Source organism: Pseudoalteromonas sp. SCSIO 43095 (genome assembly GCF_023650455.1).
GTDB lineage: Bacteria > Pseudomonadota > Gammaproteobacteria > Enterobacterales > Alteromonadaceae > Pseudoalteromonas > Pseudoalteromonas tetraodonis.
Genome location: NZ_CP087995.1, coordinates 2,739,889 through 2,762,132, shown reverse-complemented (window position 1 = coordinate 2,762,132; position 22,244 = coordinate 2,739,889). Strand labels below are relative to the sequence as shown.

The following is a 22,244-nucleotide window of genomic DNA, read 5'->3' as shown; positions in this document are numbered from 1 at the left end:
CTAAAAAAATCTCTAAAGAATACGTCCATAATTGCCTCCTGATGTCTATGGGGTAATCATAGGCTGGCTCAGTGGTACTTGATATGATCCAGATCAAGCTATTTTACAGATTATAAAATGGGCAATGCAGATGTTGATTTTGATCAATAAAGTTAAGTCGATTTTGCACTTTTTAGTAAATTATCTGCGATTTTTTAATCACTTTTATAATAAAGATGGTCAGCAAAGTTCAGCTTTGAATAACCGTTGCTTTGTTTTAGGTTAAATAAAATAAACCTGGTGTTAAATATATTTGACATGGCTAAAAAGTGAACTTATAGTTTAAAAGTCAAAAATATTTTACTTGGAGTTAGCTTTATATGACTCGTTCAGAGCACTTTAAAGAGCTTTTACAAAGCATAAGTTTTAGAGAACTGACGCTGAGTATCGATTTACTAGTAAGTGTGTACATATCTTACTTTTATGTAAACAGCCTAATGAATGCGAGTACGCAGCAGCTTAGTTCTGTTTCTTGGTTATCTGGCTTATTGCTACAGGTGTTAATTTATTCTGTGATACTTATAGTATTGAGCTATTTATTACTTACATTTATCAGTGATAATGAATTAAATCAGCCACCTGATGTGAGAGAAAAGCAAATAAATTTAGTGGGTTATAAATACAAGGCCATAATCTTACAGGCGGGAATTTGTGTTGCTATTTTTCAATATCAAATTGAAGCTAATAACTGGGGCCCAGCTATCGAATATAATATTCCATATTTACCAATGCATATCATGGTAGGCGCTTTTTTGATTGCCGAAATAGTCAATTACATAGCGCAGCTTTATAAAGGCAGAACGGGTGATATCTATGAGTGAGTATGCAATAACTAACTCTATTCGAACATTACGCTTTTTACGCGATGAAATGACGCAAAAGCAGTTAGCAGATGCTATTGGCGTAACGCGGCAAACGGTAATGGCAATTGAGGCAAATAAATATTCACCCACTTTAGAGGTGGCTTTTAAAATTTCTTTAGTTTTTAACTTACCTTTAGAAGAGGTATTTCAATACAAAACTAAAGATATATAGCTTGGTGTATAAAAGTAAACCAAAGTAACCATGTATATAAGAGCTAATATTCATAATATAAATGGCTTTATGATCTGATGAAATTAATAGTGAAAAATTATGCCAAATATTTATCGCTGTTATTGGGCGTTGCACAAGGTGTTAAATTCATACTATTAACTTCATCAATCAATATTATTTGTTGCTGCTTTTCTAATTTTAGCTCGGCACCTAGAAGCGCTTTTCGAATTGCGGCGTAATCTGTAACCTCGGTTTTATTGGCTTTTAAATAGGCACGTGTGGCTCGAAGTGGCTTCAATGCCTGCTTATCAAGCTCACTAATTGATTGTTCAAGCTTATTTAGCTGTGCTTGGCTAATTGTTAGATTGAGAGAATCTAAGTAGTAAAGCAATAAGCACAGGTTTACGTTTTTACCTAGCTGGTTTTGATAATCCAACAGGCGCGTTTGCATGTCACCTTTGCTATAAAGGTTACATGCAAACTGCCAAAAATCGTTGCTGTTAAGCAAGTTCATCGGCGAATGCCTGCTCTTTCTGTTCCATTTCTTCAAGGGCCATAAGTAGCTCTTCTTCAACATCGTTAAGCTTAGGCGTAAGTGTGGCTTGTTTAGTAATTAACTCTTTAAGCTTAGCTTTATTTTCATCGTTATAAAGTGTGTTATCGCCTAGCGCCTCTTCAACGTCAGCTAATTCTGCAGCAAATTTATCCAATTGTTTTTCAAGCTTTTCAATTTGCTTTTTCAGCGGTTGAATCGCTTTTCTAAACTCGGCCTCTAAGCGCTTTTGTTCTTTACGGTTAACTTGTGAATGGGCTTTTGGCTCTTCGTCGGTGTCGTTTTTAGCGGCTTCTTTATTAGCATTAAGCAGCCACTGATAATATGCATCTAGGTCGTAGCCAAATTGGGTGACCTCGCCATTATCAACTAAATAAAATTCATCGGCGGTATTTTTAAGCATATGACGGTCATGCGATACCGTGACCATAGCGCCTTCAAAGCCTTGTAATGCCATAACTAAAGCGTGGCGCATTTCTAAATCAAGGTGGTTGGTTGGCTCATCGAGTAGTAATAAATTTGGTTTTTGATAAACCAACATAGCTAGTACTAAACGGGCTTTTTCACCGCCAGAAAAGGGAGCTACAGGGTCGAGTGCTTTATCGCCTACAAAGGCAAAACCGCCTAAAAAGTCACGCAATGATTGTTCGCTGGCTTTAGGGTTTAAGCGTTGAAGGTGAGTGACGGCACTGGCTTTTAAATCTAGAGACTCCAGTTGATGCTGCGCAAAGTAGCCAATGTTTAAGCCTTGATGCTGAAACACTTCACCTGCTTGAGGTTGTAAGTCACCAGAGAGCAGCTTAATTAGTGTTGATTTACCTGCGCCATTTCTGCCCAGTAGTGCAATACGGCTGCCTGGTACTAAGTTCAGCTTAATACTGTTTAAAATGGTGACATCGCCATAACCGGCTTTGGCTTTGTCGAGTGTCATTAACGGGTTAGGCAGGGCGGTTGGCTCGGCAAATTCAAAATCAAATGGCGAGTCAACATGTGCTGGGGCAAGTTTTTCCATTCGCTCTAGCGCTTTAACACGGCTTTGTGCCTGTTTGGCTTTACTAGCTTTGGCTTTAAAGCGGGTAATAAACTGCTCAAGATGCGCTATTTGTTCTTGTTGTTTTTCAAACATGGCTTGCTGCTGTAATAGGCGCTCAGCTTTTTGGCGTTCAAACTGCGAGTAGTTACCTTTGTACACATTAATAAGTTGTTTATCTATATGCCAAATTTGATCAACCACAGCATCTAAAAACTCACGGTCGTGAGAAATAAGTACTAGCGTGCCGGTGTAGGCACGTAAAAAACGCTCGAGCCAATACACGGCATCTAAATCTAGGTGGTTTGTTGGCTCATCCAGTAATAGTAAGTCGGCATCGCGAATAAGCGCTTGGGCTAAGTTTAAGCGCATGCGCCAACCACCCGAAAATGCACTTACCGGGTTTTCTATTTGATTATTAGCAAAGCCTAAACCATGTAACAGCTCACCTGCTTTGGCTTCAATGCTATAGCCTTTAATATTTTCAAGCTGAATATGCACTTTAGCTTGGGTGTCGCCATCGTTATTTTGCTCGGCTTCACGTAGCGCTATACGTAGTGCATAATATTCAGGGTGGCCTTGTAGTACGTAATCTATAGCGCTTATTTCAAGGGCGGGGGTTTCTTGCTTTACTGAGGCCAGTGACCAATCTTTAGGAATACTGCAATTACCGCCATCTAACGAAAGCTCAGACTTTAATAAACTAAATAACGTTGACTTACCACAGCCATTGGCACCAACAAGGCCTACTTTGTGCTCTGGGAATAGTGTAGCCGATGCATTTTTTAATAAAGCTTTGCCACCGCGAAGCAGTTCTATTTCTGAGATTTGGATCATAAATACGTTACTTTACTGTGCCTTGATTGAATTGCGGCCATTATAACACGGATCTTATTAGCTATATCAATCGTATCAAGTAGGCAAATATTGCGATAAAATAACGTCAGTTAAAATGGTAGGAAAAACGAAGTGAAACATAAAAAACGATTTATTGCTGGAGCAACGTGTCCTGAGTGTAAAACCATGGATATGTTAATGCTCTACAAAGAGCATGACGTAGAAAAAGTTGAATGTATGCAGTGTGGTCATAAAATGGCTCAACCAGAGCAGGCTGTGCAGGCATCAACACGCCAATTTGAACAGATCATTGGCGTGTTTAATCCAGGCGACTAAACCTAAACAGTTTAGTAATGCGGTGGCGGAGGCTCCGGTATATTCGACATCATAGGTTGCGATGCTTGCGACTCTTTAAGTTTTTCAGCCAGCAACTCGGTTTGGCGCTTTATTTTTGCCAACTGTTGCTGGTGAACTTTTATTTCATCATTCAAAATTTCAATTGTTTCGTCTTGAAAAGCCACTTTAGCCTCAAGTTCCATTAGCCGATGTTCAATTGTGTTCATTTGGTTCTCGTATAATAAAGCGCTCAGCGATTCCGCTCGAGCTTTCAGTTAACAATGATTTACCGTTATCTGTAAATGCCACATCAAGTACCACTGCCGATTTGGGCTTACTGCCTTCTCGCGGAGTGACTTGCCATGTTTGAATTTTTTCACCACTGGTTAGCTGCCATAAATCAACTCGTTTATTGGGTGAACCGGTTGCTAATAAAGTGCCTTGATCGTTAAAGCGCACTGCGGTAAAAATTTTCTGACGCGCAATATACTTTAGTTTACTAACAAGGTCACCTGTAGTCAGCTCCCATACATTTGCTTGTGCCATACTGTCGGCGGTAAAAGCATAACGACCTTGAGGATCTAAAGCGACTTGGGTTACTCGGGTTGGGTGATTAAAGCGATGGATAACTTGTCCACTTTGGGTATCCCATAAGTAGGCCACATAATCGTTTGAACCGCTCAATGCATAGCGCCCATTAGGTGATAGGTCTACGGTGTTTACTTTATCTTGGTGGCCTAAAAATTCAATGCGTCTGCCAGTATTAAGGTTTATAAATACTACAACGCCATCACTACGCCCGTAAACAACACTTTGGCCTTGGTTACTAATGGCAATATCGCGGATACTGGCTTTTTGTATTTTATAAAAGCCTTTATTTTTGCCGGTGGCAATATCCCAGACCGCAAAGGTGGCTTTTTCGGCGGTAACAGCCACGCTATTATCAAAAGCAATGGCTACAGCGTAAACAAGGCTGTCTTGCGCTTGTTGTTGAAACCATTGGTATTTAAGGGCTTGCTGTTGATTATCCCAAAGTGCGACCCCATGATGAATAGAAGATACTAAGCTGTATTGACCATCGTGCGATAACGCAGATGAAAAGGCGCCCTGTGCTGTGTGCTCAAAACTGGCCACTGCTTGTTGTTTTTCATCACTACATGCAATTGTTAATAAACAGCAAGTGGCGACTAAAAAAGTACGAAATAACGACATATTACAGGTATTTCCTCTTAACTCTTCGTGACTGAGAGGTTAGACTAGGTCTCGTTAAACGCCTAGGTTGTTTGTCTAATCACTGGATATGTTTTTAGTTTAGCTATTAAACAAGCAGCCTACCATGTAGGCCGTTAATCTTTAACTAGTAATATTACAATAAATGACAACTGCAAAGTGTGTCGGAGATTTAAAATGAGAAAGACGATTAAATTGTCATTGATTGCAGCGTCAGTTTTAGCGCTTACAGCTTGTAATCAAGAAGCAAAAAAAGAGCAAGCAGACGTTAAACTAGATACTGTAGCGCAACAACAAGCGTACGGTATTGGTGCATCTGTAGGTAACTTTTTAAATAAAGACTTAGCGGATAAAAAAGAAATTGGTATTGAATTAGACCAAGCTTTATTAATGCGAGGCTTTGAAGATGCACTTGCGGGTAATGCAAAAATTGACGAAGAGAAAATTCGTGAAGTACTAACAGCATTAGATGAATCAGTGCGCACTAAACAAGAAGAAAAAGCAAAAGTAGAGTCTGAAAAAAGCAAAGCTGAAGGTGAAAAATACCTAGCTGATAACGCTAAAAAAGAAGGCGTGATGGTTACTGAGTCTGGTTTACAGTACGAAGTAATGAGCGAAGGCGAAGGCGCAAAACCAGTAGCAACTGATGTGGTTAAAGTACATTATAAAGGCACATTGTTAGACGGTACTGAGTTCGATAGCTCTTACTCACGTAACGAGCCAACAACGTTCCCACTAAACCGTGTAATTCCTGGTTGGACTGAAGGTTTACAACTTATGTCTGTAGGGTCTAAGTACAAATTTACTATTCCTTCAGACCTTGCTTACGGCGATCGTGACTTAGGTAAAATTCCTGCTAATTCAACACTTATTTTTGAAGTTGAATTATTAGAAATTCAAAATGATGCAGAAGCTGCCGCTGCAGAATAAGCGTTATAGATAATAAAAAAGGGACCTTAGGTCCCTTTTTTATTACGTTGAATAACTAATTATTAGTCAGTGTGATTAGAAAATAAGTTATCAATCAGCTCATCTTCAAGTGCAAAGCGCGCTTCGAGTGCTTCACCCATTACTGAAAGATCGTTATCAAAGCCCTCTAGTAAATCTTCAGCATCTACCTCAGCGTACTTATCGTTGAAATCCAGAGCGATGTCAGTGGTATCTGAAATACGAGGGTATATCGTATTAGCGAGTTGCTGGCTTTCTAGGCCTTTCTTTTCACAGGCTTTAGCAATATCGTCGTACACTTCAAAGTGGCCGGCCGATAAATAATCCATTAAAATTTGGCAAAATGCCTGAATTTGTGATGGTTCAGGCAAAGACTGATCTTTTTTCTCATAAGGTGAAAAGCCTGCAATTTTACAGTAAAGAACAATCAGCTCTTGGCGTTCGTTTAACCAATTATCGATGACCGTATGGCTACCCCCCCACTTTTGTTGAGCTTTTTCTACACGCTTCAGCATAATTCTTCTCCTAAGCTGGGTTGGATTTTTTAAATTAAAAATAAAACTTATAAAAATAAAACTTATGTTATCCAAGATATATTTAATTGGCGTGTATATCAACAAGTAAAATAGATGTAATACCAGAGGGAATTTTGTTTAAGGGCATAAGTTGTAAGTAGTTTATTCCAGGCAAGAAAAAACCACCTATTACGGTGGTTTAATTTCTTTATTAGACTTGTTTAAACAAGCATTCTTATTTTTATTAGAGATTTTTATTATTTTTATATTAACAATTTTTGTTATTGTTTTGTTAACGCGGGAGATACAATATCAAGCTTTTTTAGGTGTTGCAAATAGTTTAATGAAAAGTTTTTATTATTAACGTTTGTTTGGTTTTTTTATGTACAAAGCAACATGAAAACTAAAAATTACTTGATCTAGCGCTACTCTTTAGCGATTTAATCGCTTAGCGATAGAGGGGTCGTGAATATGGTGGTACAATCTTGCACAATTTCTAAAAGCCCTAGGACTCTATACGCTATGAGCGAATTAAAAAACGACCGTTATTTACGTGCCCTTGCCAAGCAACCTGTTGATGTCACGCCGGTATGGATGATGCGTCAAGCAGGACGTTATTTACCTGAATACCGTGCTACACGTGCACAAGCGGGCGATTTTATGAGCCTGTGTAGAAATGCTGAGTTAGCCTGTGAAGTAACATTACAGCCTTTGCGCCGTTACCCATTAGATGCAGCTATTTTGTTTAGTGATATTTTAACTATTCCCGATGCAATGGGATTAGGCTTGTACTTCGAAACAGGTGAAGGCCCTAAGTTTGAACGCCCAATTTCGTCACTAGCTGATGTTAAAAAAATTCCTAAACTCGATCCTACCGATGAGCTTGGCTATGTAATGAACGCAGTGAGCACTATTCGTCGTGAACTTAAAGGCGAAGTGCCATTAATTGGTTTTTCTGGTTCGCCTTGGACACTTGCAACTTACATGGTTGAAGGTGGTAGCAGTAAAGTATTTGGTAAAATCAAAAAAATGGCGTTTGCTGAGCCGCAAACACTGCATTTATTACTCGATAAACTAGCTGATTCGGTGATAGATTACTTAAACGCGCAAGTTAAAGCGGGTGCGCAATCGCTAATGGTATTTGACTCATGGGGCGGTGTACTAAGCCCGCGTGATTACAATGAGTTTTCATTGCAATACATGCATAAAATTGTTGATGGCTTAATTCGTGAATACGATGGCCGTAAAGTACCGGTTACTTTATTTACCAAAAATGGTGGTCAGTGGATTGAAGCGATTGCCGCAACGGGCTGTGACGCAGTAGGTTTAGATTGGACTATTAACATTGGTGATGCTAAACGTCGTGTTGGCGATAAAGTAGCACTGCAAGGTAATATGGACCCATCAATGCTTCATGGTACGCCTGATCGTATTCGCCAAGAGGTTGGTACTATTTTAGAAGACTTTGGTACTGGCAATGGCCATGTATTTAATTTAGGCCACGGCATTACACCAGATGTTGACCCAGAAAATGCCGGTGTATTCATTAACGCCGTGCATGAATTAAGTGCGCAATATCATAAATAACCTGAACTCTGGATAATAAATCTATCTCAAGCAGCTATTTACAGCGCTAACTACGTTGAATTTACTTGCAATAGGCGAGCTATTGACGCGTAATTTCGCCTTGTTTTCACTGGAAATCTCTGGCTAGAGAAAATAAATATCAATTTTGATTCAATATGTTAGTAAATCTCTTAACCAAAGTTCAGGTTAAATAGTTTCTAAATAATGATGAGTTATTAAAAAAGCCCGCTTGATTCAAGCGGGCTTTTTGTTACCTAGTGCTTAATATTACTTAAACAAGCGATTTAAGCCATTTAACGCCGCAACTCGGTAGGCTTCTGCCATCGTTGGGTAGTTAAACGTGGTATTTACAAAGTAGTCGATGGTGTTGCCACCATTTTTTTGTTCCATAATAGCTTGGCCAATATGTACAATTTCAGAGGCACGCTCACCAAAGCAGTGCACGCCGAGTACTTCTTTGGTTTCTGTATGAAATAATATTTTTAAACTGCCCACATCGGTGCCTGCAATTTGCGCGCGGGCTAAATGTTTAAATTGCGCACGTCCCACTTCATACGGTACTTTTGCAGCAGTTAATTGCTGCTCTGTTTTACCGACAGAACTCATTTCAGGAATAGTATAAATTCCGGCTGGAATATCAATAATCAGCTTTTCATCACAATTACCACACGCGATGGCATCTGCGGCAATTCGACCTTGATCAAAGGCAGCACTAGCAAGACTTGGATAGCCAATAACATCACCTACCGCGTATACATTGTCTACTTCTGTTTGGTAGGTTTCGTTTACTTTTATCTGTCCGCGGCTATCTGCTTTTAAGCCAATGGCTTCTAAATTAAGGGTGTCAGTGTTACCGGTTCGGCCATTGGCAAATAAAATACAGTCAGCTTTAACACGTTTGCCCGATTTTAAATGCATAACAACGCAGTCATCACGGGTTTCAATGCGATCAAATTCTTCGTTATGACGAATTACAATACCGCTATTCCAAAAGTGATAGCTTAATGCATCAGATATTTCAGCATCCATGAACGCCAATAAGCGATCGCGAGTATTCACTAAGTCGACTTTGGCACCTATCCCTTTAAAGATAGATGCATATTCACAACCAATTACACCCGCGCCGTATATAAGTACGCGATGAGGGTCATGTTCAAGGCCTAAAATAGTGTCACTTTCGTAAATTCGTGAGTGGGTGAAATCAACCCCTGGTGGGCGATAAGGTCGTGAGCCGGTAGCAATAACAATCGTTTGTGCAGTAAGGCGCTCAGTAGAACCGTCATTACGCCTAATTTCAATAGTGTGCTTATCAACAAAGCTAGCGTCGCCTTGAAACATATGAATGCGGTTACGATCGTAAAAACTGCTGCGTAAGTTTGACTGCTTTGAAATTACCGAACTGGCATGGCGTAAAATATCAGGAAAGGTAAGTCTTACCGGACGCTCGCCTACGTTAAATAAAGGATTTGCTTTGTATTCAATATAGCGACTAACAGAATGACGAAGTGCCTTTGAAGGAATGGTACCCCAATGTACACAGCCACCACCCACGGCTGTTTGGCGTTCAATAACCGCTACTTTTTTGTTACTTTTAGAGAGGTTCATAGCGGTCCCTTCACCGCCAGGACCCGTGCCAATAATGATTGCATCATATTGGTATGTCACGGGTACTTTTTTCTTTTCTGGTTGTTTGGCCACAGCCACTCCTATTTTAACTAAAAGAGGCTTTTAATAACCTCGCATTAAGTGCTAGCCATGCCTGTTTTTGTGTTTCCCAGGCGGCCTCAAGCTCGTGATATTGTGCCATTAATGCCGACTTTTCACACTGCTTTGCCATATTATTTTTTTTAGCTTCCAACACTTGTTTTTGTAATGAGCAATAATTTTGCAGTTTTTTAAGCAACAAATCGTACTCTTGTTGTAATAATGTAAGCTTATCTTGCGCTAAAGGCAATTTTGCGAGGCGACCTTGTGTTTTGCTCATCAAGGTTTCTGCTTTAGCTTTTTCGATGCGCTCAACCGGTGTGCGCTTTAATTTACTTGCTAGACCAAGAGCTGCTAACGAGCGGATCATCCATTTAGTTGGGTCGTAATGAAACCACTTAATGCCGTTGCGGTAATCGCTAGCAAAAATATGATGAAAGTTATGATAACCCTCGCCATAAGTAAATAAGGCTAAAAAGCCGTTATCGCGTGCGGTATTTTTTTCTGTGTAAGGGCGAGAACCCCAAATGTGCGCAACAGAGTTAATAAAAAAGGTAAAATGCTGGCTCAGTACTAAACGAAGTAGTCCCGCTAGTAATAACATGCCCCACACATCACCTAACATTAAACCTAATACCAGTGGTAAACCAACATTCATGGCAACTACCAGCTTTAAGTAATGTTTATGTTGCCACATCACTATTTTATTGCGTTGTAGGTCGCGGCAATTGCTGTAATCACCGTAGCTATCGCCTTGGTAGTCGCGCAGCATCCAGCCTATGTGACTATACCAAAAGCCGTTGGTAGCTGCATAAGGGTCTTTTACAGGGTCATCAACTTGACCGTGGTGAATACGATGATCGCTGCTCCAATGCAGTGCACTGTTTTGCAAAGCAAACGCGCCGCCTAAGGCAAAAATAAATTCAACGACCGGGTGTGCATTGTAAGTTTTGTGCGCCCATAAACGATGGTAACCCGCAGTGATCGATAATCCCGCGAAAAACATGCAAGCTACAAAAGCAGCCCATTGTGTGCCTGTAAAGCCATAGTTAAACCCATACCAAGGTACAAGTGTAACAGCAGCCAAAAACGTCAGGCTAAAGAAAAGGACGTTGGTCCATATAAGTGGTGGTTTTTTCATCTTTCTCATTTCTCAGCGTACAACTGTACGCTAAAATAATATTTCAATCTGCTGCCGTCAAGTATTAGACTGTACTATTAGCTATTTTTTAATTAAAAATTTATTACAAATTCATTCAGGGAGCTGTTGATGTCGGGCGTTAGAGCACAACAGAAACAAAAAACACGACAAGCATTAATTGAAGCTGCTTTTAATCAGCTTAGTGCTGATCATAGCTTTTCAAATTTGAGCTTGCGTGAAGTAGCGCGCGAAGCCGGTATTGCGCCCACCTCTTTTTATCGTCACTTTAAAGATATGAACGAGCTAGGTTTAACCATGGTTGATGAAGCGGGTTTAACGCTGCGTCAGCTGATGCGTCAAGCTCGTAGGCGAATAGCCAGTGGCGGCAGTGTAATAAATACGTCTGTGGTTACTTTTATGGAGTTTATTGATAACTCTAGTAATCAATTTAGGTTATTGCTGCGTGAGCGCTCGGGTACCTCAAAAGCATTTAGAGCGGCAGTAGCACGTGAAGTGAAACACTTTATTTTAGAGCTTGCTCATTATTTAGAAAGTGAAACGCCCTGTGATGCGATTCATGCGTATATTCAGGCAGAGGCTATGGTTACGTTGGTATTTAATGCTGGCGCCGAAGCGCTAGATATTGAAGGTCAGCAACGCGATGAATTAATTGAGCGAGTTATTTGGCAGTTACGCTATATTACTCGTGGTGCGTCAAATTACGTACGCGCAGAAAAGAAAGAGTAAATATTAAAAAAAGTTAAAATAAGCACTGTACTTTACGGTGCTTGTTAATTTAAACGCCACGCCCTCTGAGGTTGAATTTTTTATCTCTTTTTTATCTATTTGTTGAATTTTAAATCCCTTAAAAGTCTTGTGTAATTATTTTTATGGCATTTTTATGCTTGCGCCTACTGCGCTGCAATGATAAAAATAAGCCTCATTGGACACACACAAGAAAACAAATGCAAACTAATCGTTTAATTACACTAAAACTAAACCTCTTACTGCTGTGGCAAGTGAGCGGGGATTAGTGTGTTTGCATTGAGCTAAACAACAAAACCCCGCAATTGCGGGGTTTTTTTTATCTCGCTGCAGGGATAAATCGAAATTTGGGTAACACAGGAATGAGGGGCAGTTATGCAAGAGCAAGATAAAGTATGGATTTTTGATACCACCTTACGTGATGGCGAACAGGCACTTAAAGCAAGCCTGACTGAAGATGATAAAATTCAACTAGCGCATACCATTAGCCGCTTAAATGTGAATGTCATGGAAGTGGGCTTTCCGGTTTCGAGCCCCGCTGACTTTCGCTCAGTGCAGCGAATTGCCACTGAAGTAAAAGGCCCTATTATTTGTGGCTTAGCACGCTCGGTTGCCAAAGATATTGAGGCCTGTGGCGAGGCGCTTCGCAGTGCACAGCAAAGCCGTATTCATACTTTTATTGCAACCAGCCCGCTTCATCTTGAACACAAGTTGCGAATGAGCCTTGATGATGCCACTGCAATGGCGGTTAAATCAATCAAGCTTGCCCGTAATTACACTGATGATGTGGAATTTTCATGTGAAGACGCAGGACGTACACCACATTGGGATTTATGCAAAATAGTTGAGCAAGCTATTAATGCCGGTGCATCCACGATTAACTTGCCAGATACCGTCGGTTTTGTAACGCCAGATGAATACGCAGCAATGATCCGTCATTTAATGAACAACGTGCCAAATATTGATAAAGCCCGTTTAAGTGTGCATTGCCATAACGACTTAGGCTTAGCCGTTGCTAACTCTGTTGCTGCCGTTCAAGCCGGTGCTCGCCAAATCGAATGTACGATTAATGGTATAGGGGAGCGCGCCGGTAATTGTTCACTTGAAGAGGTGGCGATGATCATGAAAATGCGCAAAGACCATTTAAACGTATATACCGATATAAAAAGCGAAGAAATTTACCGCGCCTCTCGCCAAGTAGCCAAAATTTGTAATATGCCGGTACAGCCAAATAAAGCGATTGTTGGCGAAAATGCGTTTGCCCACAGTTCAGGTATTCACCAAGATGGTGTCTTAAAAGCGCAAAATACCTATGAAATTATGTCACCTGAAAGTGTGGGTGTGCCAAGTAATCAATTAAATATGACCTCGCGTTCAGGGCGTCATGTTATAGAGCATCGCTTAGAAGAGTTAGGTTATCAAAAATCTGATTACGACATGGATAGCTTATACCAAAGTTTCGTTGCGTTAGCTGACCAAAAAGGCACAGTATATGACTACGACCTAGAAGCAATGATTTACTTTAATCAAATCAGCGACAAAGATGAAAAATATCAATTAGAGTTTGTTCACTCTACGTCGAACTCTCAATCGGTAGCCAGCTCAACGATAGGTTTGTTGATTGATGGCGAAGCAAAACAAGAAGCGGCCACAGGTAACGGCCCGGTAGAAGCCTCATTTGCAGCCATTGAGCGCTTAACTGGTATGAGCGTTGAAATGATTGAATACAATTTAGAGGCCACCGGCCAAGGTGCAAGCTCATTAGGACAAGTGAATATTATTGCTAAATATGATGGCCGTCCTTATCACGGTGCCGGTATTGCGGCCGATGTGGTCGAAGCCTCAGTACGCGCTATGGTTCGGGTTTATAACTTAATTTATCGAGCACAAAAAGTGTCTGATTTAAAACAACAAAGGAAAGCAGGATGAGTAAAACACATTACAGCGTTGCCGTATTAGCGGGCGACGGTATTGGCCCAGAAGTTATGGCAGCTGCAGAGCAAGTGCTTGATGCAGTAAGTGATAAGTTTGGTTTTACTCTGAACCGTGAACACCATGCTATTGGCGGCGCTGCGATTGATGAGTTTGGCAAAGCCCTTCCTGATACCACTTTAAAAGCTTGTGAAAACGCCGATGCTATTTTATTTGGTTCAGTAGGTGGTCCTAAGTGGGAACATTTACCACCTAATGACCAACCGGAGCGCGCGTCACTGTTACCACTGCGCAAGCACTTTGGTTTGTTTTGTAACTTACGCCCTGCTCAGTTGTTACCCGCATTAAGCGCTGCATCACCACTACGTGCTGATATTAGCGAAAAAGGCTTTGATATTTTATGTGTGCGCGAGCTAACGGGTGGTATTTATTTTGGTGAAAAAGGTCGCAGTGGCGAAGGGGCAGAAGAAACTGCATTTGATACGCAAACTTATTCACGTAAAGAGATAGAGCGTATTGCACGTTTTGCTTTTGAGGCCGCTAAATTGCGCAGCAATCATGTAACCTCGGTCGATAAAGCCAATGTTTTAGCATCAAGCGTTTTATGGCGCGAAGTGGTAACCGAAGTGAGTAAAGACTTTCCAGAAGTGAGCTTAGATTATATTTATGTAGATAATGCAGCGATGCAGCTAGTTAAACAGCCTAGCCAGTTTGATGTATTACTGTGCGATAACTTATTTGGCGACATTTTATCGGACGAGTGCGCGATGATCACCGGCTCAATGGGGTTATTACCCTCCGCTAGCTTAAATCAATCAGGCTTTGGCTTGTATGAACCCGCGGGTGGTTCAGCGCCTGATATCGCCGGAGAAGGGGTGGCAAACCCAATCGCACAAATTTTAAGTGCCGCCTTAATGCTACGTTACTCATTAGGCCAAGACGAAGCAGCTCGTACGATTGAAAAAGCAGTCGCAGAGGCGGTTGAAGCAGGAGTGGGGACGCCTGATATTTATCCGCAGGGCGGCTATACCACCACCGATGTAGCAGCGGCCATCGTTTCACGCATTTAATTATTAAAGCCACAGCACCGTCAGGCTGTGGCTCAATCAGATCAGGGAGTTAGCAAGTGGCCCAAACCTTATACAATAAAATTTGGCAAGCACATACCGTTGCCAGCATTAATGAGCAAACCGATTTACTTTATATTGACCGTCATTTAGTACACGAAGTGACGTCACCACAAGCATTTGCCGGCTTACGTGAAAAAAATCGTAAAGTGCGTTGTCCAGAAAAAACCATTGCCACCATGGATCATAATGTTTCAACTAAAAGTCGTTCACTGGATGCAGCTAGCGAAGTCTCTAAAAATCAATTAATGGCACTGGATGAAAACTGTAAAGAATTTGGCATTTTGCTGTACGACTTAAACTCAGTAAACCAAGGCATAGTGCATGTTATTGGCCCTGAGCAGGGGATTACTTTACCAGGTACCACTATAGTCTGCGGCGATAGTCATACTTCAACGCATGGTGCGTTTGGTGCCTTGGCACATGGTATTGGTACCTCAGAGGTTGAGCATGTATTAGCTACGCAAACGCTACAGCAAAAAAAGGCGAAGTCGTTAAAAATTCAAATTAACGGTGTATTACGCCCTACAGTAACAGCTAAAGATTTAATTATGGCGGTTATTGGCAAGCTAGGCACTGCTGGTGGCACTGGCTATGTGGCTGAATTTTGTGGTGAAGGCATAGAAGCTCTATCAATGGAAGCCCGTATGACATTGTGTAACATGAGCATTGAAATGGGCGCCAAGGCAGGTTTAATTGCCCCAGATAAAATCACTTATGAGTACTTAAAAGGCCGCCCGTTTGCACCCAAAGGTGCTGATTTTGATGCCGCTGTTGCCTACTGGGAAACTTTAAAAACGGATGATGGTGCTCATTTTGATTTAGAAGTAGAGCTAGATGCAGGCAGTATTCAACCACAAGTTACTTGGGGGACTAATCCAGAGCAAGTGATTGGCGTTGATGAATGTATTCCAGATCCAGATAAAGAAACCGATTTAATTAAAGCCGATGCAATTCGCAGTGCGCTTAAATACATGGGCTTAAAAGCGGGCGATAAACTATCAAGCGCCAAAGTAGACACGGTATTTATTGGCTCATGCACCAACAGCCGCATTGAAGATTTACGCGCTGCAGCAAAAATTGTTGAAGGTAAACAGGTTTTAGCTGGTATTGAAGCGCTGATTGTTCCAGGCTCAGGCTTAGTTAAGCAGCAAGCTGAAGATGAAGGCTTAGCCGATATTTTTAAAGCTGCAGGGTTTGAGTGGCGCGAGCCGGGTTGTTCGATGTGTTTAGCTATGAACGATGACCGTTTAGGAGCTGGTAAACGCTGTGCTTCCACCTCGAATCGTAATTTTGAAGGTCGCCAAGGGCGCGGCGGGCGTACACACTTAGTGAGCCCTGCAATGGCGGCAGCGGCTGCAATACATGGTCACTTTGTTGATATTAGAGGAGAAGCTTAATGAGCATCTATTTTAGCGGCTTAATGGCCCCACTTGATAAAAACAACGTCGATACCGACCAAATTATTCCTAAGCAGTTTTTAACCTCAACAAGCCGTGATGGTTTTGATGCAGCACTGTTTTACGATTGGCGTTATTTAGATAATGGCGAGCCAAACCCTGAATTTATTTTAAATCGTCCTTGTTACCAAGGCGCGCAAATATTATTAACCCGCGATAATTTTGGCTGTGGCTCATCACGCGAGCACGCACCATGGGCATTAAAGCAATATGGGTTTGAAGTGATTTTAGCTGAAAGCTTTGCTGATATTTTCTTTAATAACTGTGGTAACAATCAAATGCTTGCCATTGCATTGCCAGCGCAAACGCTGGAAGAGTTATTTGTGTTAAGTGAGCAGCACGACGATATTCACATTGATGTGGATCTTGAAAACCAGATGCTTACCAGTAATAAGTTTGCGCCAATTCGCTTTGATATTCGCAAAGACGTAAAAGAACGTTTATTAAGTGGCTTAGACTTTATCGGTGTAACCGAAACCCTCAATCCGCAAATTGATGCGTTTGAAAAGCAGTTAGCCGCAGAGAGACCGTGGCAGTAACCTTTTACATATGAAACTGGAGCGCAGCTTAGGTTGCGCTTTTTTAATCGCTTATATTAAAAAACCACGCAATAAGCTTGCTAATGTAATCATTGCCATTAGTAATAAATTGAGAGTTTTAAATTTCTGGTAGCGGACTACCTTTGGGTCGTTGATAGTCGAAAAAAAACCATCTTTAAATGACTCAGCAAGATTGGCATAGGGTGTCCCATCTAATGAATTTTGTGATAATTTTTTCCATTGTTCTGGGTGCTGCTCAGCAAGGTGTTGATATATGTGCAAAGTGTAGCGATTTTGAATAATTAATAGCAATACGATGATTACTAGGCCGATATAGTTCTCCATCTCTATATATGTGCTCCGTGCTAAAACTGACTTTGTGTTTAATTACCTACCTTTATCAATCAACGATATTTAATTTCTCATTTTCTTTCAAGCGATATTTTTTTACTAATTAATTACAGTAAAATCCTATTGCTCTGTTAATTTCTTATTGCTGTTCATCGTGATTATTTTCTTTGTGTTTGCTTAAACGCTAAGCTGATTTTTTACATGTTTAGGGACACATTATGAAATTATTAACAGCTGCAGCGTTTATGCTGGCATCCACTGCAGCAATAGCACGTCCAGCGCCTTTAGTATCAATTCCAAGTCATGATAGCTTTTTCAATAGTATTGCTGCCCATTGCGGTAAAGCTTTCGAGGGTAAAGTAACGGTTGATAATGCCACAGGGCCGAGTTCATTTGCCGATAAAAAGTTAGTTATGCATGTGCGTAAGTGTAATGAACATGAACTACAAGTGCCGTTTCATGTCGGTGATGATGCCTCACGTACGTGGATCATTACTAAAACAGGCAGTGGGTTGAGCCTAAAGCATGATCACCGCCATAAAGATGGTACTGATGATGTATCTACTATGTATGGTGGTCATACTTTAAATGCGGGTTTTGCTAATATGCAGTCATTCCCTGCAGATCAGTATTCAAAAGAGTTATTTGTTAGCCAAGGCATACCGCAATCGGTAGGCAATACATGGCAAATGTATATTTACCCTGAGCAGTTCACTTATCGACTTATTCGCCAAGGTCGCGAATTCCGTGTTGATTTTGATTTAACTAAACCTATTACACCACCGGCTGCGCCGTGGGGATATGGCGCTAACTAACTTAGTTCAGGTTAACTACAGTAAAACCACAGGCTATTTTAATACTCAGTGGTTTTACTGAAAATAACGAGGTGTTATTTTTTTGAGGTTTTTTCTGCGGGCATTTCACACTGCACAAATACACTGAGCGGTGGCTGATAAGCACGCGGTTTAGTTGGAAAGCGTTGGTACTCCTGCACGCCCTCAGTCACTTTTAACATAAAAGGATTATCGCGGCATAAACGATTTGCGTGGCGTAATAAAAAGACACTTTGGTTTCTAAAGTGCGGGTAGTCATCAGACTGTATTTCTAGGTGGTAATTGTTAGTGTCTATTTGAGTTTGCTTATAATGCACCTTTTCATCAAAATCGTAGAGCCGTTGCATTTCACTTTGCTCTGCCGACACACTCAAACACACTGTTAATAAACCCCAGCTAATAATTCCATGTATGTAATGATTGGCTTTTATACTCATAAACCTTTAACTCCATCTTGATATTGGGTAGTGTGATCAGCATATCAATTACACCCGTTATGATATAAGTCTAACACCCAAAAAGGGGAAATGTGATGTTCAAGCAAATTAAACAGCTTTTTTCGAGTATTGATCAGCAAGATTATGATATTGAACAACATGATTTAAAAACAGCGGTTGCCGCATTATTAATTGAGGTAATGCGAGCGGATAACGATTTACAGGCAGATGAGCAACAAACGCTAAGTCTGACATTAAAAAAGTATTTTGATTTAACTGATGAAGCAGTAGATGAGTTAACCGAACAAGCAAGTTCGAGCTTAGATGACGCCATTGATTATTTTCAATTTTCAAAGCAAATTAATAATCAATGCAGTGCAAAGCAACGCATTGAAATAGTTGAACTACTCTGGCGATTAGCATACTCAGATGGTGAACTTGATCCACAAGAAGAATACGTTATTCGTCGTGTTGCTAATTTATTGTATGTTACCCATGAAGACTTTATTGCTGCAAAGCTTGCAGCAACAAAGTTATAGTTGCTGCTTATTTAAGCTTACTTGCTACGCTAACTAACTGCTGTGCAAGACCAGCCACTTTTTCAGCGGTAGCAGGGTCATTAATACGGCCGTTTTCGTCTAACAAAGTATGAATAGCCGGTACAGCTAATTGATTGGCTAATACTAAACTGCCAATGCCAGATAAAATATCACGCACGTGATTTAAGCCACGTAAGCCGCCCAACCCACCTGGCGAGGCTGCATATAACGCGGTTACTTTATTTGCAAATGCAGGCTCTGCGCCTTGTTCGGTGCGCGATGCCCAATCAATAGCATTTTTTAACACCGCGGTAATAGAGCCATTATATTCTGGGCTGGCCAGCAAAATGCCATCGGCTGCGCGAAGTTTGTCTTTAAGTTGTTGTACACCGGCTGGTGTGCCTTGTGCCTCGAGATCTTCATCAAACATAGGAATGGCTAAGTCTGCGAGTTTAATCACTTCTACTTCAGCGCCACTTTCTAAAGCAAAGCGTGCCGCTTCGTTAATGAGTTTTTGATGAAAGCTATCTTTACGTAAGCTACCTGCTAGGGCAATAATTTTTGGTGTTGTCATGAGCTGCTCCTGATAATGAGTTTGTATAATGTGACTTTAACAAATAATCACTTGCAGAAAAGCCAAATAAACGCAAAACTTGTGTGCGCATATGCACAGATTAAAGAGTAGTTATCATGGCAATTCAATTTAATGATTGGCAAGACCTGAAGGTTGCTTACGAGGTAGCGCGCTTAGGTACTTTAACTGCCGCGGCCGAAGTGTTAGATGTTCACCATAGTACGGTGCTCAGGCGAATAAATAACTTAGAAAAAAGCTTAAATGCGCGATTATTTCATCGCCATGCTCGCGGCTACAAAGTCACAGAAATTGGCGCTAAGTTATTTACCACAGCACAAGCGATTAATGGTGAACTAGAGCGCCTACATAATGACATTATTGCTGCAGATAGCACCTTGCAAGGTAGCTTGTTGCTCACCACAGTTAGTGGCTTTATTGATGTATTAAGTGAGGTGTGTGAGCAGTTTCAAACCTTGCATCCGCAAGTGCAATTACAAGTGATTATGGATCAAAAACGCTTACGTTTAGATCATGGCCAAGCACATATCGCAGTAAGAGCTGGACCCAGACCGGATGAGGGTGATTATATTGCTCAGCATTTAGCGGCGCTCTCGTCAGGATTTTATGCATCAAAGCATTACATTAGCCGTTATGGGTTGCCACAAACATTAGCGCAACTATCGCTGCATAGTTTTGTGTCAGGTGTAGCAGGGTATAATGCCAAAGTGCCTTACTTTGCATGGGTTGATGAAAATATTCCCCCGTCGCAAGTTAAGCTAAGAGTGTCAGAAACCTCAGAAGCGACTCGCGCCATAGTTAAAGGGCTCGGTATTGGCGGATTACAGCATGATGTTGCAGCGCAATACTCTGATTTAGTCCCTGTACTGCCTAATGAACTGAGTTGGCCAACCGATTTGTGGCTGGTTACGCATCATTTAGTGCACCGAACAGCAAAGGTTCAAGCGTTTAGTCAGCTATTAAAAAATTATTTTAAGCAGCGAAAGTTAAGTTAACTAGGCGACAACGATTTTTTTATTGAAATACCTAAGCGCTTGGCCAGCCGTGTTAAATTAGCACGGTCGACCTGTAAACTGCGCGCGGTACTGGCCCAGTTATAATTATGTTGTTTAAGTTGCTGTATTATAAGTTGCTGAGTATAGGTATCTGTGGCTTGCTTTAACGAAATGTTGTTTGCTAAAGATGGGATTACAAGCTGGTTTGAGTGTTCAAGAGCTAAGGTGTTAACAGCGCTTAAATTTAGCTCACAATGCGCAGGTTCAATAGTAATAACTGGTTGCTGCCACTGATGTTGTTTAGCCTTTAATGCAGCCCGATTAATCACATGCTCAAGCTCCCTCACATTGCCTGGCCAGTCATATTTTTTAAGCAGCAGTTGCGTTTCAATACTGAGTTTTAGCTGTTTAATAGCGAGCTTGCGGGCTGTTTTTTCTGCAAAATAACCGGCTAATAAAATAACATCTTCATCACGGGCTTTTAAAGGCGCTACGCTTAACGGGTACACACTTAGGCGATGATATAAGTCGGCGCGAAATCGCCCCTGTTCTACTTCGTGTTTTAGGTCGCGATTAGTTGCTGCAATCACTCTAACATCAACATATTTAAGTTCATCTTCGCCAACGGTTTGTACTTCACCACTTTGCAGTACCCGTAATAATTTACTTTGCATTGCCAGTGGTAGCTCGCCTATTTCATCCAAAAATAAGGTACCGCCATCGGCTAACTGAAATTTACCTTGGCGGGCATTTTGGGCGCCGGTAAAAGCGCCTTTTGCATGGCCAAAAAATTCACTTTCTGCGAGGTTTTCAGGCAGTGATGCACAATTTAAATGGATCAATGGCTGATCTTTGCGTGCTGAATGCAAGTGAATATTACGCGCCACCAACTCTTTGCCGACCCCAGTATCACCTAAAATTAATACACTAAAATTAGAGGCTGCAACCAGCTTTATTTCGTTTTTAAGGGTTTGTATTACTGGGCTTTGGCCAATAATTTCACCACCATCGCGTTTGAGTGCCTCACGGTTTAACGCTTGTACTAATTCATTTGAATGCTGAGCATGCTGTTTATAATGGGCAAGCTCTAGAGCTGTTTTAAAGTGTGCGCTACACAAGGTTTGTAAGGTGTTGAGTGTATCAGCCGTAATGCCGTCAAACGCATCAGCGTTTAGGCTATCAAAGGTCAGAATGCCAAGTAGTGCGTTTTTATCATAAAGGGGTAACCCTAAGCAGGCATGCACTGGAATATCACCGGTTTTAGCCAGTAGTAGCCCGTCGTATGGATCAGGTAGTGGACAGTCATGTGCAAATTGCAGAGCCAAACGACTACTGCAGATGGCTTTAAGGCGAGGGTGCTCCGCAATATCAAAACGTCGTCCTAGGCTATCGGGCATAAGCCCTTTAATGGCTAAGGGCTTTAATTGCTCGCCTTGGCGAATTAACAAGGCGCTAGCATCACTTGGAATAACACGTTCAACCGTGGCTAAGAGCTGCTCAAAACTGTGGGCATGTAAGGTGCTTTGTGCAAGCTCCAAGGCAACTTGAGTCAGGTTGAGTTGTTGGTTCATGTCAAAATGACCTGTTAGTGTATTTTTACATGTTTTATAGTAGGTCATAAAGACTCATCTTGTAAAGTGAGTTAATTTAACTTGTTGAATATTATGGGTTTAATTAGTTGGCACGCTCTGTGTAATGCTAAGTGCAAGCAGTTAGTTA

At 41.2% G+C, this 22,244-nt stretch carries 24 protein-coding genes; 13 read left to right on the top strand and 11 right to left on the bottom strand.

From position 1 onward, the window contains the following. Window positions 1-359: 359 nt before the first annotated feature. Together LOC50_RS13065 and LOC50_RS13060 are read left to right on the top strand one after the other, a co-directional pair. Window positions 360-860, top strand: a complete 501-nt coding sequence (locus LOC50_RS13065; protein ID WP_010392329.1) for a hypothetical protein — start codon at window positions 360-362, stop codon at window positions 858-860. Continuing rightward, window positions 853-1,074: a helix-turn-helix transcriptional regulator gene (locus LOC50_RS13060; protein ID WP_010392331.1), complete on the top strand. Its 222-nt coding sequence runs from the start codon at window positions 853-855 to the stop codon at window positions 1,072-1,074. The genes LOC50_RS13065 and LOC50_RS13060 overlap by 8 nt, the downstream gene beginning before the upstream one ends. Before the next feature lie 97 nt (window positions 1,075-1,171). On the opposite strand, the gene LOC50_RS13055 is transcribed toward LOC50_RS13060, so the two are convergent. After that, window positions 1,172-1,588 carry a TIGR02444 family protein gene (locus LOC50_RS13055; RefSeq protein WP_036980566.1) on the bottom strand — a complete coding sequence of 139 codons (417 nt, stop codon included), beginning with the start codon at window positions 1,586-1,588 and terminating at the stop codon, window positions 1,172-1,174. Further along, window positions 1,575-3,494: an ATP-binding cassette domain-containing protein gene (locus tag LOC50_RS13050; RefSeq protein WP_138627313.1), complete on the bottom strand. Its 1,920-nt coding sequence runs from the start codon at window positions 3,492-3,494 to the stop codon at window positions 1,575-1,577. Before LOC50_RS13050 ends, LOC50_RS13055 begins: the two co-directional genes overlap by 14 nt. Window positions 3,495-3,626: 132 nt before the next feature. Between LOC50_RS13050 and LOC50_RS13045 the strand changes: the two genes are divergently transcribed. Beyond that, the gene (locus tag LOC50_RS13045; RefSeq protein ID WP_008114218.1) at window positions 3,627-3,830 is read left to right on the top strand and encodes a YheV family putative zinc ribbon protein; all 204 of its coding nucleotides are present in this window, start codon (window positions 3,627-3,629) and stop codon (window positions 3,828-3,830) included. An 11-nt stretch (window positions 3,831-3,841) separates the two neighbouring features. Here LOC50_RS13045 and LOC50_RS13040 read toward each other — a convergent pair whose 3' ends face one another. Further along, window positions 3,842-4,057 carry a SlyX family protein gene (locus LOC50_RS13040; protein ID WP_036980562.1) on the bottom strand — a complete coding sequence of 72 codons (216 nt, stop codon included), beginning with the start codon at window positions 4,055-4,057 and terminating at the stop codon, window positions 3,842-3,844. After that, window positions 4,044-5,042, bottom strand: a complete 999-nt coding sequence (locus LOC50_RS13035) for a WD40 repeat domain-containing protein (protein WP_036980559.1) — start codon at window positions 5,040-5,042, stop codon at window positions 4,044-4,046. The genes LOC50_RS13040 and LOC50_RS13035 overlap by 14 nt, the downstream gene beginning before the upstream one ends. 195 nt (window positions 5,043-5,237) lie before the next feature. Here LOC50_RS13035 and fkpA point away from each other — a divergent pair, with 195 nt between their 5' ends. Then, window positions 5,238-5,990: an FKBP-type peptidyl-prolyl cis-trans isomerase gene (fkpA, locus tag LOC50_RS13030; protein WP_036980556.1), complete on the top strand. Its 753-nt coding sequence runs from the start codon at window positions 5,238-5,240 to the stop codon at window positions 5,988-5,990. A 62-nt stretch (window positions 5,991-6,052) separates the two neighbouring features. On the opposite strand, the gene LOC50_RS13025 is transcribed toward fkpA, so the two are convergent. Then, entirely contained in the window at window positions 6,053-6,523 is a 471-nt protein-coding gene (locus tag LOC50_RS13025; RefSeq protein WP_013466164.1) for an Rsd/AlgQ family anti-sigma factor, read from the bottom strand. A 522-nt stretch (window positions 6,524-7,045) separates the two neighbouring features. On the opposite strand from LOC50_RS13025, the gene hemE reads away from it, so the two are divergent. Continuing rightward, window positions 7,046-8,110, top strand: coding sequence for a uroporphyrinogen decarboxylase (gene hemE, locus LOC50_RS13020; protein WP_013466162.1), 1,065 nt, complete (start codon window positions 7,046-7,048; stop codon window positions 8,108-8,110). Between the two features lie 267 nt (window positions 8,111-8,377). On the opposite strand, the gene sthA is transcribed toward hemE, so the two are convergent. Both sthA and LOC50_RS13010 read right to left on the bottom strand, forming a co-directional pair. Continuing rightward, entirely contained in the window at window positions 8,378-9,808 is a 1,431-nt protein-coding gene (sthA, locus tag LOC50_RS13015) for a Si-specific NAD(P)(+) transhydrogenase (protein ID WP_214552743.1), read from the bottom strand. Window positions 9,809-9,821: 13 nt separating this feature from the next. Beyond that, window positions 9,822-10,955: an acyl-CoA desaturase gene (locus LOC50_RS13010; RefSeq protein WP_024602170.1), complete on the bottom strand. Its 1,134-nt coding sequence runs from the start codon at window positions 10,953-10,955 to the stop codon at window positions 9,822-9,824. Between the two features lie 129 nt (window positions 10,956-11,084). On the opposite strand from LOC50_RS13010, the gene fabR reads away from it, so the two are divergent. From fabR to leuD, 5 genes are all read left to right on the top strand, one after another. Next, window positions 11,085-11,702, top strand: coding sequence for an HTH-type transcriptional repressor FabR (gene fabR, locus LOC50_RS13005; protein ID WP_013466159.1), 618 nt, complete (start codon window positions 11,085-11,087; stop codon window positions 11,700-11,702). A gap of 393 nt (window positions 11,703-12,095) precedes the next feature. Beyond that, window positions 12,096-13,649 (top strand): 2-isopropylmalate synthase, encoded by a 1,554-nt coding sequence (leuA, locus tag LOC50_RS13000; RefSeq protein ID WP_250653332.1) that lies wholly within the window; start codon window positions 12,096-12,098, stop codon window positions 13,647-13,649. After that, window positions 13,646-14,722, top strand: coding sequence for a 3-isopropylmalate dehydrogenase (leuB, locus tag LOC50_RS12995; protein WP_250653331.1), 1,077 nt, complete (start codon window positions 13,646-13,648; stop codon window positions 14,720-14,722). Before leuA ends, leuB begins: the two co-directional genes overlap by 4 nt. A gap of 56 nt (window positions 14,723-14,778) precedes the next feature. Then, the gene (gene leuC, locus LOC50_RS12990; protein ID WP_036980551.1) at window positions 14,779-16,179 is read left to right on the top strand and encodes a 3-isopropylmalate dehydratase large subunit; all 1,401 of its coding nucleotides are present in this window, start codon (window positions 14,779-14,781) and stop codon (window positions 16,177-16,179) included. Next, on the top strand, window positions 16,179-16,778 hold the full coding sequence (gene leuD / locus LOC50_RS12985) for a 3-isopropylmalate dehydratase small subunit (RefSeq protein WP_069438564.1): 600 nt from the start codon (window positions 16,179-16,181) through the stop codon (window positions 16,776-16,778). Before leuC ends, leuD begins: the two co-directional genes overlap by 1 nt. Before the next feature lie 51 nt (window positions 16,779-16,829). On the opposite strand, the gene LOC50_RS12980 is transcribed toward leuD, so the two are convergent. Continuing rightward, window positions 16,830-17,123, bottom strand: a complete 294-nt coding sequence (locus LOC50_RS12980) for a hypothetical protein (protein ID WP_069438565.1) — start codon at window positions 17,121-17,123, stop codon at window positions 16,830-16,832. A 224-nt stretch (window positions 17,124-17,347) separates the two neighbouring features. Between LOC50_RS12980 and LOC50_RS12975 the strand changes: the two genes are divergently transcribed. Then, complete coding sequence (locus LOC50_RS12975) at window positions 17,348-17,944, top strand: hypothetical protein (RefSeq protein WP_138626744.1); 597 nt, start codon at window positions 17,348-17,350, stop codon at window positions 17,942-17,944. Between the two features lie 74 nt (window positions 17,945-18,018). Here the strand turns inward: LOC50_RS12975 and LOC50_RS12970 are convergent, their stop codons facing one another. Continuing rightward, window positions 18,019-18,399, bottom strand: a complete 381-nt coding sequence (locus LOC50_RS12970; protein WP_250653330.1) for a chitin synthase — start codon at window positions 18,397-18,399, stop codon at window positions 18,019-18,021. A gap of 95 nt (window positions 18,400-18,494) precedes the next feature. On the opposite strand from LOC50_RS12970, the gene LOC50_RS12965 reads away from it, so the two are divergent. After that, a complete protein-coding gene (locus LOC50_RS12965) occupies window positions 18,495-18,938 on the top strand; it encodes a tellurite resistance TerB family protein (protein ID WP_069438568.1) in 444 nt (147 codons plus the stop codon). Between the two features lie 7 nt (window positions 18,939-18,945). Here the strand turns inward: LOC50_RS12965 and LOC50_RS12960 are convergent, their stop codons facing one another. Beyond that, window positions 18,946-19,512, bottom strand: a complete 567-nt coding sequence (locus LOC50_RS12960) for an NADPH-dependent FMN reductase (protein WP_036980537.1) — start codon at window positions 19,510-19,512, stop codon at window positions 18,946-18,948. Between the two features lie 116 nt (window positions 19,513-19,628). Between LOC50_RS12960 and LOC50_RS12955 the strand changes: the two genes are divergently transcribed. Further along, the gene (locus tag LOC50_RS12955) at window positions 19,629-20,525 is read left to right on the top strand and encodes a LysR family transcriptional regulator (protein ID WP_028834824.1); all 897 of its coding nucleotides are present in this window, start codon (window positions 19,629-19,631) and stop codon (window positions 20,523-20,525) included. Here LOC50_RS12955 and norR read toward each other — a convergent pair. Further along, window positions 20,522-22,096, bottom strand: coding sequence for a nitric oxide reductase transcriptional regulator NorR (norR, locus tag LOC50_RS12950; RefSeq protein WP_250653329.1), 1,575 nt, complete (start codon window positions 22,094-22,096; stop codon window positions 20,522-20,524). The two genes, LOC50_RS12955 and norR, sit on opposite strands and share 4 nt — an antisense overlap. Window positions 22,097-22,244: the final 148 nt, after the last annotated feature.

Coding starts and splice junctions, on each gene's coding strand:
- LOC50_RS13065 (WP_010392329.1), top strand. CDS start 360: ATGACTCGTTCAGAGCACTTTAAAGAGCTTTTACAAAGCATAAGTTTT.
- LOC50_RS13060 (WP_010392331.1), top strand. CDS start 853: ATGAGTGAGTATGCAATAACTAACTCTATTCGAACATTACGCTTTTTA.
- LOC50_RS13055 (WP_036980566.1), bottom strand. CDS start 1,588: ATGAACTTGCTTAACAGCAACGATTTTTGGCAGTTTGCATGTAACCTT.
- LOC50_RS13050 (WP_138627313.1), bottom strand. CDS start 3,494: ATGATCCAAATCTCAGAAATAGAACTGCTTCGCGGTGGCAAAGCTTTA.
- LOC50_RS13040 (WP_036980562.1), bottom strand. CDS start 4,057: ATGAACACAATTGAACATCGGCTAATGGAACTTGAGGCTAAAGTGGCT.
- LOC50_RS13035 (WP_036980559.1), bottom strand. CDS start 5,042: ATGTCGTTATTTCGTACTTTTTTAGTCGCCACTTGCTGTTTATTAACA.
- fkpA (WP_036980556.1), top strand. CDS start 5,238: ATGAGAAAGACGATTAAATTGTCATTGATTGCAGCGTCAGTTTTAGCG.
- LOC50_RS13025 (WP_013466164.1), bottom strand. CDS start 6,523: ATGCTGAAGCGTGTAGAAAAAGCTCAACAAAAGTGGGGGGGTAGCCAT.
- hemE (WP_013466162.1), top strand. CDS start 7,046: ATGAGCGAATTAAAAAACGACCGTTATTTACGTGCCCTTGCCAAGCAA.
- LOC50_RS13010 (WP_024602170.1), bottom strand. CDS start 10,955: ATGAAAAAACCACCACTTATATGGACCAACGTCCTTTTCTTTAGCCTG.
- fabR (WP_013466159.1), top strand. CDS start 11,085: ATGTCGGGCGTTAGAGCACAACAGAAACAAAAAACACGACAAGCATTA.
- leuA (WP_250653332.1), top strand. CDS start 12,096: ATGCAAGAGCAAGATAAAGTATGGATTTTTGATACCACCTTACGTGAT.
- leuB (WP_250653331.1), top strand. CDS start 13,646: ATGAGTAAAACACATTACAGCGTTGCCGTATTAGCGGGCGACGGTATT.
- leuD (WP_069438564.1), top strand. CDS start 16,179: ATGAGCATCTATTTTAGCGGCTTAATGGCCCCACTTGATAAAAACAAC.
- LOC50_RS12980 (WP_069438565.1), bottom strand. CDS start 17,123: ATGGAGAACTATATCGGCCTAGTAATCATCGTATTGCTATTAATTATT.
- LOC50_RS12975 (WP_138626744.1), top strand. CDS start 17,348: ATGAAATTATTAACAGCTGCAGCGTTTATGCTGGCATCCACTGCAGCA.
- LOC50_RS12970 (WP_250653330.1), bottom strand. CDS start 18,399: ATGAGTATAAAAGCCAATCATTACATACATGGAATTATTAGCTGGGGT.
- LOC50_RS12965 (WP_069438568.1), top strand. CDS start 18,495: ATGTTCAAGCAAATTAAACAGCTTTTTTCGAGTATTGATCAGCAAGAT.
- LOC50_RS12960 (WP_036980537.1), bottom strand. CDS start 19,512: ATGACAACACCAAAAATTATTGCCCTAGCAGGTAGCTTACGTAAAGAT.
- LOC50_RS12955 (WP_028834824.1), top strand. CDS start 19,629: ATGGCAATTCAATTTAATGATTGGCAAGACCTGAAGGTTGCTTACGAG.
- norR (WP_250653329.1), bottom strand. CDS start 22,096: ATGAACCAACAACTCAACCTGACTCAAGTTGCCTTGGAGCTTGCACAA.